Below are 14,210 nucleotides of genomic sequence, written 5' to 3' on the forward strand. Positions count from 1 at the left end.
ACAGTCCGACAAGCGTACGTCCCACCCGCCACGGCGGGTCTCGGCCGACCGGCGGGCCCCACCTCGGCCGCAATGGGGCTCCCGCGGGGCCCGCCGCGAACCTCAGTCTCCGGCGGGCACCCAGGCGGCGGGACGCTTCTCCCGGAACGCCATGACGCCCTCGCGTCCCTCGTCGGAGAGGAAGTACCCGGTCGACAGGGCGGCCAACTCGGCGATCTCGGCCCGCAGGTCGGGACCGGCGGGCCGGCGCAGCAGCTCCTTCGCCCCGGCCAGCGCCCCCGGGGCGCCCTTCACCAGCGAGGCGCAGTAGCGCTCGACGGCGGCGTCCAGCTCGTCGGCCGGCACCGCTGCGGTGACCAGGCCGATCTCGGCGGCGCGGCGGCCGTCGAACGTGTCGCCGGTCAGGTACAGCTCGGCGGCGGCCCGCTGGCCCAGCCGGGGCAGCACGGTCGCCGAGATCACCGCCGGGATCACGCCGATCCGCACCTCGGTGAACGCGAACGTCGCCTCCTGCGCGCAGACCGCCAGGTCGGCGGCGGCGATCAGGCCCAGCCCGCCGGCCCGGGCCGGCCCGGCCACCTTCGCCACCACCGGCTTCGGGCACTCCCGCACCGCCACCAGCACGTCGCCGAGCATCCCGGCGGGCACCGTGCCGCTGGCGTACGCGGCGGCTGTCTCCTTCAGGTCGGCGCCGGAGCAGAAGACCGGGCCGGTGTGGTCGAGCACGATCGCGCGTACCGCGTCGTCGGCGACCGCGTCGGCCAGCCCGGCCAGCAGCTGGGTCATCAGGGGCGTCGAGAGCGCGTTGCGATTGTGCGGGCTGTCCAGGGTGAGGGTGGTCACCCCACGGGCCGTGGCGACTCGCACGAGAGCGTCCGGAGAGGTCATGCCGGGCACACTAGTGGCCATGCCCGGCGTCCTTCCAGAAGGCGAACCCGTCCCGCGCGACGGATCGCTGCCCGCCACCGCCCGTCGCGCCGTCGGCGCGCGCGGCTTCGGCGTGTACGTCCACGTCCCGTTCTGCGCCAGCCGGTGCGGTTACTGCGACTTCAACACGTACACCGCCTCGGAGCTGGGCGGCGGGGCGAGCCGGGAGACGTACGCCGACTCGGTGCTGGCCGAACTGGCGCTGGCCGCCCGGGTGCTGGGCGACTCGCCGCCACCCCGGGTCGACACGGTCTTCGTCGGCGGCGGCACGCCCACCCTGCTGCCCGCCGACGACCTGGCCCGGATCCTCGACGGCATCGACCGCGTCTGGGGGCTGGCCGCCGACGCCGAGGTGACCACCGAGGCCAACCCCGAGTCGGTGAGCCCGGAGTCGCTCAAGACGCTGCGGGCCGCCGGGTACACCCGGATCTCGCTCGGCATGCAGTCCGCCGCGCCGGGGGTGCTCGCGGTGCTGGACCGGCGGCACAGCGCGGGCCGGGCCACCGCCGCCGCGCTGGAGGCGCGCGACGCCGGGTTCGAGCACGTGAACCTGGACCTGATCTACGGCACGCCGGGCGAGACCGCAGACGACTTCGCCGCCTCGCTGGCCCAGGTGGTCGACGCGGGCGTGGACCACGTCAGCGCGTACGCCCTGATCGTGGAGGACGGCACCCGGCTGGCCGCGCGGATGCGCCGCGGCGAGCTGCCGTACCCCTCCGACGACGTGGCGGCGGACCGCTACCTGGCTGCGGAGGCCGCGCTCGGCGAGGCCGGCTTCTCCTGGTACGAGGTGTCGAACTGGGCCCGGTCGGCGGCGGCGGCGTGCCGGCACAACCTGCTCTACTGGACCGGCGCCGACTGGTGGGGCCTGGGCCCGGGGGCGCACAGCCACGTCGGCGGCGTGCGGTGGTGGAACGTCAAGCACCCGAGCGCGTACGCGGCCCGGCTGGCCGAGGGCGCCTCGCCCGCGCTGGCCCGGGAGCAGCTCACCCCGGACGAGCAGCACATGGAGGACGTGATGCTGCGGGTGCGGCTCGCCTCCGGGCTGCCGCTGGACGTGCTGGACGAGCCCGGCCGGGCGGGCGCCGAGCGGGCCCGGGACGCCGGGCTGCTCGACGCCGGGGCGTACGCGCGAGGGCTTGTGGTGCTGACGCTGCGCGGCCGGCTGCTGGCCGACGCGGTGGTACGCGACCTGCTGCCGTGACCGGCACCGGCCGGCCGCCCCCTCGGCCGGCCGGCGGTGTCACTTGATGAAGTTGTAGGTCATCGGGTAGCGGTAGAGCACACCCTCGTTGGCCTTGACCCCGCCGATGATTCCGAAGATCAGCGGCACCAGCCAGACCAGCATCGGGACGAAGAACAGGATCCCGCAGGTGATGACCGTGATCACCCAGGCGAGCACGCTGGCGATGGTCCAGGTGATCTGGAAGTTCAGCGCCGCGACCGCGTGGGCGCGGACCGTCGGCGACTGCTGACCGCGGGTCATCATCGCGATCAGCGGGGCGACCCAGCCGAGCAGACCGCCGCCGACGATGACACCCGCGGCGCCACCGAAGTGCGCCACCAGGGCCCACGTCTTCTCGTCGTTGTTGGCGTACGCGGCGGGGCCGTACCCGCCACCGGCGGGGTAGCCGGCGCCGTAGCCGGGCGTGCCGCCCGGCGGAGGGTAACCACCGGGGGGCGGGTAGCCGCCCGGAGGCGGATAGTCACCGGGCGGGGGATACCCGCCGGCGCCCGGCGCCCCGGACAGTGGAGCGGTGGGCGGTTCGCTGCCCGGCGACGAGCCGTAGGGCGCCGACGGGTCGGGCTGGGGGCCGGAGTCCCCTGCCCCTGGAGGGCGAGGAGGTTCTGTCATGGTCGCCACGGTAGGGGCACCGGTCAACTCGCACCAGAGCGACACAGACCGACGATGACCGGCTGTTCGGCCCTGGTGGGCGGCGCTGTGTGGTGGGCCGCACCGCAGGTCCGTCGGGCGATCATCGCGCCGGCGGGGGTGCCGACGTAGACTGGCACTCGCTACAGTCGAGTGCCAGCCGCCCGGCGGATGCCGCGTGCCGGCCCGGCCGAGGTGCGTCAGGAGGTGGGGAATGGGTCTCGACGACCGCAAACTCGCCGTGCTGCGCGCGATCGTCGAGGACTACGTCGCCACGCAGGAACCGGTCGGCAGCAAGGCCCTGGTCGAGCGGCACCAGCTCGGCGTCTCGCCGGCCACCGTGCGCAACGACATGGCGGTGCTGGAGGAGGAGGGCTACATCCGGCAGCCGCACACCAGTGCCGGCCGGGTGCCCACCGACCGCGGCTACCGCCTCTTCGTCGACCGGCTGTCCCGGGTCAAGCCGCTCAGCCCGGCCGAGCGCCGGGCGATCGAGCGCTTCCTGGTCGGCGCCGTCGACCTGGACGACGTGGTGCACCGCACGGTCCGGCTGCTCGCCCAGCTCACCCGGCAGGTGGCAGTGGTGCAGTACCCGAGCCTGGCCCGCTCCAAGGTGCGCCACCTGGAGCTGGTGCCGATCTCCACCACCCGGCTCATGGTCGTCATGATCGCCGACACCGGCCGGGTCGAGCAGCGGCTGGTCGAGCTGCCCGCCCCGGTGCCCGCCGACGACGTGACCGACCTGCGCCGGCTGGTGAACGAGAAGCTCGTCGGCAGCCAGCTCGCCGAGACGCCGCCGCTGGTGCAGGCGCTCGTCGAGGAGTCCGCGCCGCATCTGCGCCCGGCCATGACCACGCTCTCCACCGTGCTGCTGGAGACGCTCGTGGAACGGCACGAGGAGCGCCTCGCGCTGGCCGGACAGGCCAACCTCACCCGGGGCGGCCTGCTCGACTTCCAGGGCTCGCTGCGGCCCATCCTGGAAGCGCTCGAAGAAGAGGTCGTGCTGCTCAAGCTGATCGGTGAGACGGAGCCGAGCACCACCCGGGTGCTCATCGGCGACGAGAACGAATTCGACAACCTGCGGGCCGCCTCGGTGGTCAGCACCGGCTACGGACCGGGCAGCACGATCGTCGGTGGACTCGGCGTGCTCGGGCCGACCCGGATGGACTACCCCGGCAATATCGCCATGGTGAGGGCCGTGGCACGCTACGTGGGCGAACTGCTGGCCCAGAACTGACCAGTCAGGGCCGACGGCCGGTTCCGGCCGACGACCGGAGCGACGCGAGACGAACATGAGGACACCTAACGCAGTGGCCAGGGACTACTACGGCATTCTCGGCGTGAGCCGGGACGCCTCCGACGACGAGATCAAGCGCGCCTACCGCAAGCTGGCGCGGCAGTTCCACCCGGACGTCAATCCGGACCCGGAGGCCCAGGAGAAGTTCAAGGACATCAACGCCGCGTACGAGGTCCTCTCGGACGACCGGAAGCGGCAGATCGTCGACCTGGGTGGCGACCCGCTCGCCCCGGGCGGCGGCGGCATGGGCGGTCCCGGCGGCCCGGGCGGCGCCGGTCCGTTCGTCGGCTTCCAGGACATCATGGACGCGTTCTTCGGCGGCGCCGCGGGCGGCAGCCGGGGGCCGCGTCCGCGTACCCGCCCCGGTGCGGACGCGATCCTGCGCCTGGAGCTGGACCTCAACGAGACCGCGTTCGGCGTCGAGGCGCCGATCACCGTCGACACCGCCGTGCTCTGCACCACCTGCTCCGGCGCCGGCACCGCCGCCGGCACCCACCTGGCCACCTGCGAGGCGTGCGGCGGCCGGGGCGAGGTGCAGTCGGTGCAGCGGACGTTCCTCGGCCAGGTGGTCTCCGCCCGGCCGTGCACCGTCTGCCAGGGCTACGGCACCACCATCCCGCACCCCTGCCCGACCTGCGCCGGTGACGGCCGGGTGCGCACCCGCCGCTCACTCACCGTGAAGATCCCGGCCGGGGTCGAGGACGGCATGCGGATCCGCCTGGCCCAGCAGGGTGAGGTCGGGCCGGGTGGCGGCACCGCCGGTGACCTCTACGTCGAGATCCACGAGCGGCCGCACGACGTCTACTCCCGCAAGGGCGACGACCTGCACTGCCGGGTCACCGTGCCGATGACCGCGGCCGCGCTGGGCACCCGGCTGACCATCAAGACGCTGGACAGCGAGGAGACGGTCGACGTCAAGCCCGGCACCCAGCCCGGAAGCACGATGCGGCTGCGCGCCCGGGGCGTACCGCACCTGCGCGGCACCGGCCGGGGCGACCTCTACGTGCACCTGGACGTGCGTACCCCGACCAAGCTCGACGCCGACCAGGAGCGGATGCTGCGCGACTTCGCCAAGACCCGCGGCGAGGAGGTCGCCGAGCTGACCAAGCAGGGCGGCTTCTTCTCCCGGATGCGCGACGCCTTCAACGGGCACGCCTGAGGTGTCCGCCCCGCTGTTCCTGGTCGAGGCGCTGCCCACCGGTGACACGCTGACGCTGGACGGCCCGGAGGGCCACCACGCGGCCACCGTGCAGCGGCTGCGCGCCGGCGAGGAACTGGTGCTCGCCGACGGCCGGGGCGGCACCGCCGCCGCGGTGGTCACCGCCGTCGGCCGCGGCACGCTCGACCTGCGGGTCACCAGCCGGGGGTACGCGGACGCGCCGGTACCCCGGCTCGTCGTGGTGCAGGGCATCGCCAAGGGCGACCGGGGTGAACTCGCCGTGCAGGCGATGACCGAGGTCGGCGTGGACGAGATCGTGCCGTGGGCGGCGTCCCGCTCGGTGGCACAGTGGCGCGGCGACCGGGGCGGACGGGCCCGGCAGAAGTGGGTCGCGACCGCCCGGGAAGCGGCCAAGCAGGCCCGCCGCCCGTGGCTGCCGGTGGTGGCCGGCGCGCCCGACGAGTCCACCGCCTCGGTGGCCCGCCGGATCGCCGGTGCGGCCGGCGCGTTCGTGCTGCACGAGGGTGCCCACGACCGGCTGACCACAGTCGACCTGCCGGCCACCGGCGAGATCGTGCTGGTGGTGGGCCCGGAGGGCGGCATCGCCGACCACGAGCTGGCCGCGTTCGCCGACGCGGGCGCCCGTACGGTCCGCCTGGGCCCGTCGGTCCTGCGCACGTCCACGGCTGGCGTGGCAGCCCTGACGGTCCTGGCCACCCGCCTGACCCACTGGTAAACCCGCGCCCTCGTTCCCCGCCCGCGTTCTCCCGGCGCGCTGATCTTGCAGTTTCGGCCCGCCTTGCGCCCCTTTTTCGACGCTTTGTGGGGGCCGAAAGTGCAAGATCGCGGAGGGCGTGGGGGTCAGGAGCGGAGGTAGGAGGCGCCGTTCATGTCGATGATGGTGCCTGCGGCCCACTCGGCCTCGGGGCTCGCCAGCCAGTGCACCGCCGCCGCGATCTCCTCCGGCCGGGCCACCCGGTGGAACGGGGACTGGGCGCGTACCGCCTCGCCCCGCTCGCTCTTCAGGTGCTCGTTCGTCATGTCGGTCTCGACGAAGCCGGGCGCCACGCACGCCACAGCGATGCCGTACGGCGCCAGGGCCACCGCCAGCGACTGGGCCATCGCGTTCATCCCGGCCTTGCTGGCCCCGTAAGCCGGGTTGGCCGGCTCGCCCCGGAACGCGCCCCGGGACGAGACGTTCACGATCCGGCCCCCGCGTTCGCGCATGTGCTGCGCGGCGCACCAGGCGGCGTTCGCGGCGCCGACAAGGTTGGTGTCGAGCACCTCCCGCCAGCGCGCCCGCCACTGCTCGTAGCTGCTCTCGAAGACCGGGTGCGGGGGATCGGCCGGCCCGAACACCCCGGCGTTGTTCACGAGTACGTCGAGGCCGCAGAGCCGCTGGGCCGCCTCGTCCACCATGGTCCGTACCGCGTCGGCGTCGGCCAGGTCGGCGCGGACCACCACGTGCCCGTCACCCGGCAACTCGGCGCGCAGCCGCTCGGCCAGCTCGGCCGAGTCCCGGTGGTGGATCGCCACCCGGTCTCCACCTGCGGCGAACGCCCGCGCCACCGCCCGCCCGATGCCCCGCGAGGCCCCCGTCACCAGCACCGCCCGTCCCGACATGGCGGCCATCCTGCCGCACCGGGCCAGACTGTTAAAAAGGGCCCCGTCCCATACCGGAGGCGTTAAGCAGGGGCCCCTCCTTACACTGCTGCGATGGACTGCCTCTTCTGCCGGATCGTCGCCGGGGAGATTCCGGCCACCATCGTCCGCGAGACCCCCACCACCCTGGCCTTCCGGGACATCGACCCGAAGGCGCCCACCCACGTGCTGGTGATCCCGAAGGAGCACTACGCGGACGTGGCCACGCTGGCCCAGGGTGCGCCCGAGCTGGCCGGCGAGGTGCTCCAGACCGCCGCCGTGGTCGCCGAGGAGGAGGGCCTGACCGTGGACGGGTTCCGGCTGATGTTCAACACCGGCCCGTACGGCGGCCAGGAGGTCTTCCACGTGCACGCCCACCTGCTCGGCGGCGCGCCGCTCGGCCCGATGCTCTGCCGATGACCGACGTCTCCGACCGGCTCGGCCGGATGGTGCGCCAGGCGCAGGCCACCGGGCGGATCCCGGCGGTGTCGGCCGCCCTGCACCGGGCCGACCGGCCGCTATGGACCTGCGCCGTGGGCGACACCGGCAACGACACCCCGCTGGGGCCGGAGACGGTGTTCCGGATCGGCTCGGTCACCAAGACCTTCACCGCGGTGCTCGTCATGCAGTGCCGCGACGAGGGCCTGCTCGACCTGGACGACCCGATCGGGCGGCACCTGGACCTGCCCGCGCACGGCGACGCGACAGTACGCCGGCTGCTGTCGCACACCGCCGGCCTGCAACGCGAGCCGCACGGCGACGTGTGGGACAGCCTGCGCGCCCCGGCCGTCGACGAACTGCTGGCCGACCTGGCCCGGGTCGAGCGGGTGCTGCCCACCGGCCGGCGCTTCCACTACTCCAACCTCGGCCTGGCGCTGCTCGGCGAGGCGGTCGCCCGGCTGCGTGGCGGCACCTGGGCCGAGGTGCTGGCCGACCGGGTGCTCACCCCGCTCGGGCTGACCGCCACCGGCCCGTACCCGACCGAGCGGGCCGCGACCGGGTTCCTGGTCGACGCGTACTCCGACGAGGCCCACCCGGAACCACCCGCCGACTTCGGCGCGGTGGCCCCCGCCGCGCAGCTCTGGAGCACCGCGACGGACATGGCCCGCTGGGCCGCGTTCCTGGCCGACCCGGCGGCGGTGGACCCGGACGGCGCGGTGCTCGCCGCGACGACTGTCGAGGAGATGCGCTGGCCGCTCACGCCCACCGACGAGTCGGTCTGGTCGGCCGGCTTCGGGCTGGGGCTGATCCTGGTCCCGCAGGCGGACCGGGTGATCCACGTGGGTCACGACGGCGCGATGCCCGGATTCCTCGCCGCTGTCTACGGGCGGCGCGGCGGGCAGGGCACCGCCGGGGCGATGGGCGTCGCGGTGCTCGGCTCGTCCGGCACCGGCGTGGAGGTGTTCGACCTGTCACACCGGCTGCTCGCCGCCGCCGCCGAGCACGACCCGGCGGAGATCGAGCCGTGGCGTCCCGGCCCGCCCGCGCCGGACCACCTGCGCGGCGTGCCGGGCCGCTGGTGGGGCGAGGGCTTCGAGTACGTCTTCTCCTGGCACGACGGGACGCTGCGGGCACGTGGCGCGGACGACCCGGCCGGGAAGCCGCCGGCGGTGTTCGCGCCGCTGCCGGACCGGCCGGACGTGTTCCGCACGGTCTCCGGCCGCGAGGTGGGGGAGCTGCTGCGGCTGACCCGCGACGAACGGGGCGTGGTGGTCCGGATGCACTGGGCGACCTACCGTTTCACCCGCACCCAGGAGACCTTCGACGGGTACGACTTCCGCGCCGGCGACTGACCGCCGGCCACCGGAAATGGGCGCGGTGCGTACGGTGCCGACCCGATACGATGGAGGTAACCGAACGCCGCGCCGGCAGGGCCCGGCGCCCGAGAAGCGGAGAGCAGGTGGCGCAGGGCCCGACGGCCCGACCTATGACCGGCACCCCACCTCCCGGCACGCCGCGTGTGCAGACCAGGATCACGGTCCCCGACCAGAAGATCATGGTGAACCTGCTCGGCGCGGGCGACGAGATCCTGCGGCTCGTCGAGCGCTCGATCGACAGCGACGTCCACGTCCGCGGCAACGAGATCACCATCACCGGCGCCCCCGCCGACAACGCCCTCGCCGAGCGTCTCTTCAGTGAGCTGCTCGAACTGATCGAGAAAGGCGAGACCCTGACCACAGACGCGGTACGGCGTACCGTCGGCATGCTCGAACAGGGCGGCGCCGAGCGGCCCGCCGAGGTCCTGACACTCAACATCCTCTCCCGGCGCGGCCGCACCATCCGTCCCAAGACGCTGGGGCAGAAGAAGTACGTCGACGCGATCGACGCCCACACCATCGTCTTCGGCATCGGCCCGGCGGGTACCGGCAAGACGTACCTGGCCATGGCGAAGGCCGTGCAGGCGCTCCAGGCCAAGCAGGTCAACCGGATCATCCTGACCCGGCCGGCGGTCGAGGCGGGGGAGCGGCTGGGCTTCCTGCCCGGCACCCTGAACGAGAAGATCGACCCCTACCTGCGCCCGCTCTACGACGCGTTGCACGACATGCTCGACCCGGAGACCATCCCGAAGCTGATGGCCGCCGGCACGATCGAGGTGGCGCCGCTGGCGTACATGCGCGGGCGGGCCCAGCCGTACGACGCCCGGGTGCTGACCCCGGAGGGCTTCCGGCCGTTCGGCTCGCTCCAGGTCGGTGACCTGGTCATCGGCTCGAACGGGACGCCCACACCGGTGATCGGCATCTACCCGCAGGGGCCGAAGCAGACCTACCGGGTCACCACCCAGGACGGCGCGTCCACGCTCTGCTGCGGCGAGCACCTGTGGACCGTAGCCACGCCGGACGACAAGCGTCGCGGCCGGCGGCGCACGATCGAGACGCAGGAGATGATCGGCAAGGAGTGGCGGGGCCACACCCGTCGCTACGAACTCCCGCTCGTCGCCCCGGTGCAGATGGAGCCGCAGACGGTTCCGCTCGACCCGTACGCGCTCGGGCTGCTGCTCGGCGACGGCGCGATCTCGTCCCGCGCCACGCCCGCCTTCTCCACCGCCGACCCGGAGCTGGCGACCGCACTGGAGGAGGCGCTGGTCGACATCCAACTGGTCCGCAAGGGTGACTACGACTACGTCCTCCGGCACGTCAACGGGCACCGCGGCGGCGTGATCGTGGCGAACCCGGTGACGGTGGCCGTCCGCGAACTGGGGCTGGCCGGAGCCACCTCGGGCACGAAGTTCGTCCCCGAGGTCTACAAGAACAACAGCGTGGGCGTCCGGCTGGCGGTCCTGCAAGGGCTGCTGGACACCGACGGAGGGCCGGTCACCCAGGCCGGGCGCACGTGCCGTGTGCAGTACTCGACCACTTCCCCCCGGTTGTGCGACGACGTGGTCCACCTGGTCGAGTCGCTCGGAGGGGTGGCCACGGCGCGGGTTCGTCCGGCCGAGGGACGCAAGCCCGGTCTGGCGAAGGGCCGGCCGGTTCCGTACCGGTCCGATGCCTACGTCGTGGAGATCCGGCTACCCGCCGGTGTCGCGCCGTTCCGCCTGTCGCGCAAGCGCCGGCTCTACGACGAGCACGGCGGTGGCCGGCCGATGCGGTTCATCGACTCGATCATCCCGGCCGGGGTGCGGGAGACGATGTGCATCCAGGTCGCGGCGGAGGACTCGCTCTACGTCACCGACGACTTCCTGGTGACTCACAACACCCTTAACGACGCGTTCATCATCCTGGACGAGGCGCAGAACACCACGCCCGAGCAGATGAAGATGTTCCTCACCCGGCTCGGCTTCGGCTCCAAGATCGTCGTCACCGGTGACGTCACCCAGGTGGACCTTCCCGGCGGGACGACCAGCGGCCTGCGGGTGGTCCGGGAGATCCTGAACAACGTCGAGGACGTGCACTTCGCCCAGCTCTCCAGCTCCGACGTGGTGCGTCACAAGCTGGTGGGCGACATCGTCGACGCGTACGCCCGCTGGGACGCCGAGCGGGAGACCCAGCAGGCGCAGAGCGTGCACGCCGTACCTGGGCGGACCGCCCAGGGCGGCCGGGCCGGCCGGCGCCGCTGACCCACCGGCGGAAGCCGTCACATCATCAGAGGAAGACAGTTGTCCATCGAGATCGCCAACGAGTCGGGTGTCGACGTCGACACCGACGCCGTGCTCGCCGTCGCGCGGCACGCCCTCGACGAGATGGGGGTCAACCCCCTCGCCGAGCTGTCCGTGCTGCTCGTCGACATCGAATACATGTCGGAGCTGAACCACCGCTGGATGGGTGGCGACGGCCCGACCGACGTGCTCGCCTTCCCCATGGACGAGGGCAGCGTCGACCACGGCCCGGGGGAGAGCAACCCGGCCGGCGGCGAGCCCGCCCTGCTCGGCGACATCGTGCTCTGCCCGGAGGTGGCGGCCAAGCAGGCCGCCGTGGCCGGGCACTCGGCCGCCGACGAGCTGCACCTGCTCACCGTGCACGGCGTGCTGCACCTGCTGGGCTACGACCACGCCGAGCCCGAGGAGGAGCGGGAGATGTTCGGTCTCCAGGCCCGGCTGCTGGCCAGCTGGCGGTCGACCCGGTCGCGGTGATGGACACCTTGGCGGCGGTCCGCACCCCCGCCGGTCTGCCTGATCTTCAACTCCTGGTCTTCGCCGCCGGGCTGGTGGTGCTCGCCGGCCTGATCGCGATGACCGAGGCGGCGCTCGCAGCGGTCTCGCCGGCCCGTGCCGCGGAGCTGACCCGGGACGGTGCCCGCGGCGGGCGTGCTCTCCAGGCGGTCGCCGGTGACGTGGTCCGTCATCTGAACCTGCTGCTCCTGCTGCGTCTGCTGGCCGAGCTGACCGCCACCACGCTCGTCGCGCTGGTGGCTGTCGACACGTTCGGCGCGGGCTGGCGGGCGGCGCTGGTGACCGCCGGCGCGATGACAGTGGTGAGCTTCGTCGTGGTCGGTGTCGGCCCGCGGACGATCGGCCGCCAGCACGCGTACGCGGTCGGCCGCGCGGTCGCGCCGCTGGTGCGCTGGCTGGGCCGCGCGCTCAACCCGCTGGCCTCGCTGCTGATCCTGATCGGCAACGCGGTCACCCCCGGCAAGGGCTTCCGTGAGGGGCCGTTCGCGACCCAGGTGGAGCTGCGGGAGCTGGTCGACCTGGCCGAGCAGCGCGGCGTGGTGGAGCACGGCGAGCGTCAGATGATCCACTCGGTCTTCGCGCTCGGCGACACCATCGCCCGCGAGGTGATGGTTCCGCGTACCGAGATGGTGTGGATCGAGGAACGCAAGACGCTCGCGCAGGCGCTGGCGTTGTTCCTGCGCTCCGGGTTCTCCCGCATCCCGGTGATCGGCGAGAACGTCGACGACGTGCTCGGTGTGCTCTACCTCAAGGACCTGATCCGGCGGGTGCAGGGCGACCAGGCCGCCCGGCAGATGCCGGTGGCCGAGCTGATGCGCCCGGCCACGTTCGTGCCGGAGTCCAAGCCGGTGGACGACCTGCTCTCCGAGATGCAGGCGGCCCGCAACCACCTGGTCATCGTGGTCGACGAGTACGGCGGCACCGGCGGGCTGGTCACCATCGAGGACATCCTGGAGGAGATCGTCGGGGAGATCACCGACGAGTACGATGTCGAGCGCCCGCCGGTCGAGCACCTGCCGGACGGGGCCGTGCGGGTGACCGCGCGGCTGCCGGTGGAGAATCTGGGCGAGCTGTTCGACACCGAGCTGCCCACCGACGAGGTGGAGACGGTCGGTGGCCTGCTCGCCCAGGCGCTCGGCCGGGTGCCCATCCCGGGCGCCGAGGCCGAGGTGGCCGGCCTGCGGCTGGTGGCCGAGGGCACGACCGGCCGGCGCAACCGGATAGACACGGTTCTGGTGAGCCGGGTCGACCGGGGTGACGCGCCGGAGGGCACCAACCGAAGCGATCCGCCCGATTCCCGTGGCGACAACAACCGTTCCGAGGAGAGGCAACCCGCCGATGCCTGAGTCACCCGCCGTACCGGCCGCCATGCCCACCCCCGCCGATCCGGCCGAGCTGAGCGCCGAGGACGCCAAGCTGGTCGTCCTGGCCCGGGGGGCGCGGAGCCGGGTGGCGGCCGTGGAGGGCGCCGCGGTCCGCGACCAGGACGGCCGGACGTACGCGGCGGCGAGCGTGGCGCTGCCGTCGCTGACCCTGACCGCGCTCCAGCTCGCTGTCGCCTCGGCGGTGGCGGCGGGCGCGAGCCGGCTGGAGGCCGCTGTGGTGGTGACCGAGGCGTCGACGCTGGACGGGGCCGGGCACGCCGCGGTGCGTGACCTCTCCGCCGACGCGCCGGTCCACGTGGCCGCGCCGGACGGCACCGTCCTCGGCACGGTGGTCGAGTGACCACGCCCGAGGCGCGCCCCTACCGGGCCGGTTTCGCCTGTTTCGTCGGGCGGCCGAACGCCGGCAAGTCGACGCTCACCAACGCGATCGTCGGCACCAAGATCGCGATCACCTCGAACAAGCCGCAGACCACCCGGCACATCATCCGGGCGGTGCTGCACCGGCCGGACTCGCAGCTCGTGCTCGTCGACACCCCGGGTCTGCACCGGCCCCGCACGCTGCTCGGCGAGCGCCTCAACGACCTGGTCCGGGAGACCTGGAGCGAGGTCGACGTGATCGGCCTGTGCGTACCGGCGAACGAGCCGGTCGGCCGGGGCGACCGCTTCATCACCGGCGAGCTGGCCAGCCTCAAGGCAACAGTGCTGGCGGTGGTCACCAAGACCGACCTGGTCGACAAGAAGCGGCTGGCCGAGCAGTTGCTCGCGGTGAGCGAGCTGGGCGAGTTCGCCGACGTGGTGCCGGTCAGCGCGGTCTCCGGCCATCAGGTCGACACGCTCGTCGACGTGATGACCGGCTACCTGCCGCCCTCGCCGCAGCTCTATCCGGACGACATGCTCACCGACGACCCGGAGCAGGTGCTCGTGGCGGAGCTGGTCCGCGAGGCGGCGCTGGAGGGCGTACGCGACGAGCTGCCGCACTCCATCGCCGTGGTGGTCGAGGAGATGATCCCGGAGGGCAACCTCACCAAGATCTACGCCGACGTGTACGTGGAGCGTTCGAGCCAGAAGGCCATCGTCATCGGCCACCGGGGCAGCCGCCTCAAGCACGTGGGCACCACCGCCCGGCGGCAGATCGAGGAGCTGCTCGGCACCCGGGTCTACCTCGACCTGCACGTACGCGTGGCGAAGGACTGGCAGCGCGACCCGAAGCAGTTGCGCAAGCTGGGCTTCTGACAGGCGGCCGGGGCGGGCCCCGGGGGTCGGTGATCAGGATCAGCCAGACCTATGGGACATCTCACTTTCCATAGGTGTTCTTGGCT

At 73.1% G+C, this 14,210-nt stretch carries 13 protein-coding genes and 3 pseudogenes; 13 read left to right on the top strand and 3 right to left on the bottom strand.

Annotated elements, in window-relative coordinates:
- Nucleotides 1-102: 102 nt before the first annotated feature.
- Complete coding sequence (locus FB454_RS17620; protein ID WP_013287978.1) at nt 103-888, bottom strand: enoyl-CoA hydratase-related protein; 786 nt, start codon at nt 886-888, stop codon at nt 103-105.
- Between the two features lie 19 nt (nt 889-907).
- On the opposite strand from FB454_RS17620, the gene hemW reads away from it, so the two are divergent.
- Nucleotides 908-2,131, top strand: coding sequence for a radical SAM family heme chaperone HemW (gene hemW / locus FB454_RS17625; RefSeq protein ID WP_174361734.1), 1,224 nt, complete (start codon nt 908-910; stop codon nt 2,129-2,131).
- 39 nt (nt 2,132-2,170) lie between these two features.
- Here the strand turns inward: hemW and FB454_RS17630 are convergent, their stop codons facing one another.
- Nucleotides 2,171-2,782 (bottom strand): DUF4870 domain-containing protein, encoded by a 612-nt coding sequence (locus tag FB454_RS17630; RefSeq protein WP_013475521.1) that lies wholly within the window; start codon nt 2,780-2,782, stop codon nt 2,171-2,173.
- Between the two features lie 232 nt (nt 2,783-3,014).
- On the opposite strand from FB454_RS17630, the gene hrcA reads away from it, so the two are divergent.
- The 3 genes from hrcA (at nt 3,015) to FB454_RS17645 (ending at nt 5,992) form a co-directional block, all read left to right on the top strand.
- Nucleotides 3,015-4,037 carry a heat-inducible transcriptional repressor HrcA gene (gene hrcA / locus FB454_RS17635; protein ID WP_013287975.1) on the top strand — a complete coding sequence of 341 codons (1,023 nt, stop codon included), beginning with the start codon at nt 3,015-3,017 and terminating at the stop codon, nt 4,035-4,037.
- 73 nt (nt 4,038-4,110) lie between these two features.
- Nucleotides 4,111-5,256 carry a molecular chaperone DnaJ gene (gene dnaJ, locus FB454_RS17640; RefSeq protein ID WP_030274641.1) on the top strand — a complete coding sequence of 382 codons (1,146 nt, stop codon included), beginning with the start codon at nt 4,111-4,113 and terminating at the stop codon, nt 5,254-5,256.
- Between the two features lies 1 nt (nt 5,257).
- Nucleotides 5,258-5,992, top strand: coding sequence for a 16S rRNA (uracil(1498)-N(3))-methyltransferase (locus FB454_RS17645; protein WP_013287973.1), 735 nt, complete (start codon nt 5,258-5,260; stop codon nt 5,990-5,992).
- Nucleotides 5,993-6,117: 125 nt separating this feature from the next.
- Here the strand turns inward: FB454_RS17645 and FB454_RS17650 are convergent, their stop codons facing one another.
- On the bottom strand, nt 6,118-6,879 hold the full coding sequence (locus FB454_RS17650) for an SDR family NAD(P)-dependent oxidoreductase (protein WP_013287972.1): 762 nt from the start codon (nt 6,877-6,879) through the stop codon (nt 6,118-6,120).
- A gap of 93 nt (nt 6,880-6,972) precedes the next feature.
- Here FB454_RS17650 and FB454_RS17655 point away from each other — a divergent pair, with 93 nt between their 5' ends.
- The 9 genes and pseudogenes from FB454_RS17655 to era all read left to right on the top strand — a co-directional run bounded on the left by FB454_RS17655 (nt 6,973) and on the right by era (nt 14,124).
- Nucleotides 6,973-7,317, top strand: a complete 345-nt coding sequence (locus FB454_RS17655) for a histidine triad nucleotide-binding protein (RefSeq protein WP_013287971.1) — start codon at nt 6,973-6,975, stop codon at nt 7,315-7,317.
- Nucleotides 7,314-8,690: a serine hydrolase domain-containing protein gene (locus tag FB454_RS17660; RefSeq protein WP_013287970.1), complete on the top strand. Its 1,377-nt coding sequence runs from the start codon at nt 7,314-7,316 to the stop codon at nt 8,688-8,690. The genes FB454_RS17655 and FB454_RS17660 overlap by 4 nt, the downstream gene beginning before the upstream one ends.
- Nucleotides 8,691-8,824: 134 nt before the next feature.
- Nucleotides 8,825-9,520, top strand: a pseudogene (locus FB454_RS35410) (PhoH family protein); the annotation flags it as partial.
- Nucleotides 9,521-9,844: 324 nt separating this feature from the next.
- Nucleotides 9,845-10,327, top strand: a pseudogene (locus FB454_RS35415) (LAGLIDADG family homing endonuclease); the annotation flags it as partial.
- 264 nt (nt 10,328-10,591) lie between these two features.
- Nucleotides 10,592-10,954: pseudogene (locus FB454_RS35420) on the top strand (PhoH family protein); the annotation flags it as partial.
- 39 nt (nt 10,955-10,993) lie between these two features.
- The gene (gene ybeY, locus FB454_RS17670) at nt 10,994-11,467 is read left to right on the top strand and encodes an rRNA maturation RNase YbeY (RefSeq protein ID WP_013287968.1); all 474 of its coding nucleotides are present in this window, start codon (nt 10,994-10,996) and stop codon (nt 11,465-11,467) included.
- A complete protein-coding gene (locus FB454_RS17675) occupies nt 11,443-12,852 on the top strand; it encodes a hemolysin family protein (protein WP_174361814.1) in 1,410 nt (469 codons plus the stop codon). The genes ybeY and FB454_RS17675 overlap by 25 nt, the downstream gene beginning before the upstream one ends.
- Nucleotides 12,845-13,231, top strand: coding sequence for a hypothetical protein (locus tag FB454_RS17680; protein ID WP_013287966.1), 387 nt, complete (start codon nt 12,845-12,847; stop codon nt 13,229-13,231). Before FB454_RS17675 ends, FB454_RS17680 begins: the two co-directional genes overlap by 8 nt.
- Entirely contained in the window at nt 13,228-14,124 is an 897-nt protein-coding gene (gene era / locus FB454_RS17685; RefSeq protein WP_013287965.1) for a GTPase Era, read from the top strand. Before FB454_RS17680 ends, era begins: the two co-directional genes overlap by 4 nt.
- The last annotated feature ends 86 nt before the right edge of the window (nt 14,125-14,210 follow it).

The organism is Micromonospora sp. CNZ297, assembly GCF_007827625.1.

Bases quoted from the DNA above. Each gene is read 5' to 3' on its own strand.
- FB454_RS17620 (WP_013287978.1), bottom strand. From the start codon at position 888: ATGACCTCTCCGGACGCTCTCGTGCGAGTCGCCACGGCCCGTGGGGTG.
- hemW (WP_174361734.1), top strand. From the start codon at position 908: ATGCCCGGCGTCCTTCCAGAAGGCGAACCCGTCCCGCGCGACGGATCG.
- FB454_RS17630 (WP_013475521.1), bottom strand. From the start codon at position 2,782: ATGACAGAACCTCCTCGCCCTCCAGGGGCAGGGGACTCCGGCCCCCAG.
- hrcA (WP_013287975.1), top strand. From the start codon at position 3,015: ATGGGTCTCGACGACCGCAAACTCGCCGTGCTGCGCGCGATCGTCGAG.
- FB454_RS17650 (WP_013287972.1), bottom strand. From the start codon at position 6,879: ATGTCGGGACGGGCGGTGCTGGTGACGGGGGCCTCGCGGGGCATCGGG.
- FB454_RS17655 (WP_013287971.1), top strand. From the start codon at position 6,973: ATGGACTGCCTCTTCTGCCGGATCGTCGCCGGGGAGATTCCGGCCACC.
- FB454_RS17660 (WP_013287970.1), top strand. From the start codon at position 7,314: ATGACCGACGTCTCCGACCGGCTCGGCCGGATGGTGCGCCAGGCGCAG.
- FB454_RS17680 (WP_013287966.1), top strand. From the start codon at position 12,845: ATGCCTGAGTCACCCGCCGTACCGGCCGCCATGCCCACCCCCGCCGAT.